Source organism: Halocatena pleomorpha, assembly GCF_003862495.1.
GTDB classification, from domain to species: domain Archaea; phylum Halobacteriota; class Halobacteria; order Halobacteriales; family Haloarculaceae; genus Halocatena; species Halocatena pleomorpha.
This window is the reverse complement of sequence record NZ_RRCH01000059.1, coordinates 1-1,512: the sequence shown is the minus strand read 5'-3', so window position 1 is coordinate 1,512 and position 1,512 is coordinate 1. Positions and strand designations below refer to the sequence as shown.

The following is a 1,512-nucleotide window of genomic DNA, read 5'->3' as shown; positions in this document are numbered from 1 at the left end:
GTGACATCCTCCTCGCCGTAAACGGCGAGGCTTCCCACGCAGTAGGAATACCAGTTAGTTGTCGTCACCAGAACCGCTGGTTCTGGTTGGCTCACGAGACGGAGTTTCGTGAACGCTGGCAGAGGGTTTCGACTCTCGAAATGCCGTGAGCGTCATCTGCGCTGGTACGCTCTTCTCACGGTGTCGTTCGAAAGACGCGGAGCGTCTTTCGTGACCACGAGACGGCTTCGCCGTCTCGGATGGAGTCGTGGCGGTGTCACAACCGCGCCCATCCTGTGGCGAGTCATCGCGTTCCGCCTTGTCAAGCGGGACGCTCTCTCCCCACGGGTCAACCCGTCGTGCGATATTCGCAGAAGCGTTGATGTCGGCCTGAAACGTCGAAACGTGGCAGGCGTCGTTCGGACACCGAAACTCGGCTTGAGAGTCCCGCCGACCGATACGGTGGCACGAGTGGCACGTCTGGCTGGTGTACGCCGGAGTCACGTCCTCAACCGGGATGCCTGCGTCCGTCGCCTTGTCCTCGATGCGCCCTTGGAGTCGGGCGAACGCCCACGAGTGAAGCCGACGATTCATGTACTTCCCGTAGTCGAGCCGTTCACGGATGTACGTCAAGTCCTCCATCACCAACACCGGGGTCTCATACTGTTTGGCGTACTCGACGGCCTCCCGAGACGCCTTCTCAACGATGTCGGTGAGCGCGTTCTGGTAGTGCGAGAAGCGGTCTTCAATTCGCCACTCCGAAGCGTCACGCGCTTGGAGTCGTTTCAGGGTCGTGTGCATCTCTTTGCGGAGATGCTTCGCTCTGCTTCCGCTACACACGAACGGGTCAGTCGGAGAACCGTCCTTGAGGGCACAGCCCGTGATGAGGGCAGTTTCTCCGATGTCTAAGCCGATGTGCGTGGCGTCACCGTCCGTCGCTGGTTCTTCGACCGGGTACTTGACGGTGACGTGCAGTACCCAGTTCTTTCGGTGCTGTTGAAGCCGTATCTCGCCCGCTTTCGCGTCCTCCGATACGAGGTCGTGCCAGAGGTCTTCCTGTTCGGGGTTGATGCGGAGCGGTATCCAGAAGTTCGTCCCCCGACCGGGGCGTGGAACCCACCACGTAAACTCGTAGTCGCGTTCTTCGGAGTGGTCGAACGTCGCAGCCTGATTCGTGAGCCGTATCGGGTGGTCGTCGTCTAACTCTTTGGCGTTGTACGTCCTGCGGAGTTTCGGGACGTAGTTGCAGAGCGCGGCTTTGGCCTGATACGGCAGATCGTAAGGCGTCACGATGTCGCTCACCGCCGACATGGTACTCGCTCGGGCGTCGAACGCCTCTTGCAGCCCGTCACGGTACGTGTCGAGCAGGTCGTTGAGTTTCGACTGCTTGTGCGCAGTGGGTGGCGCAAACGTCGCCTGTAACGTCTTAGTTATCGTTGTCACTGGCGTCCAATCCTTGCTCGATGAGTTCAGCGTAGGCACGAGGATGTCGGATGCCATTGTCGCGGGCGTAGTCTTTCACCCGCTCAGTGG

General features: G+C 60.1%; 1 protein-coding gene. It reads right to left on the bottom strand.

Going from position 1 to position 1,512, the window contains the following annotated elements; translation table 11 throughout:
• Positions 1 to 54: 54 nt before the first annotated feature.
• Entirely contained in the window at positions 55 to 1,422 is a 1,368-nt protein-coding gene (locus EIK79_RS17720) for an RNA-guided endonuclease TnpB family protein (protein WP_185715703.1), read from the bottom strand.
• Positions 1,423 to 1,512 lie beyond the last annotated feature (90 nt).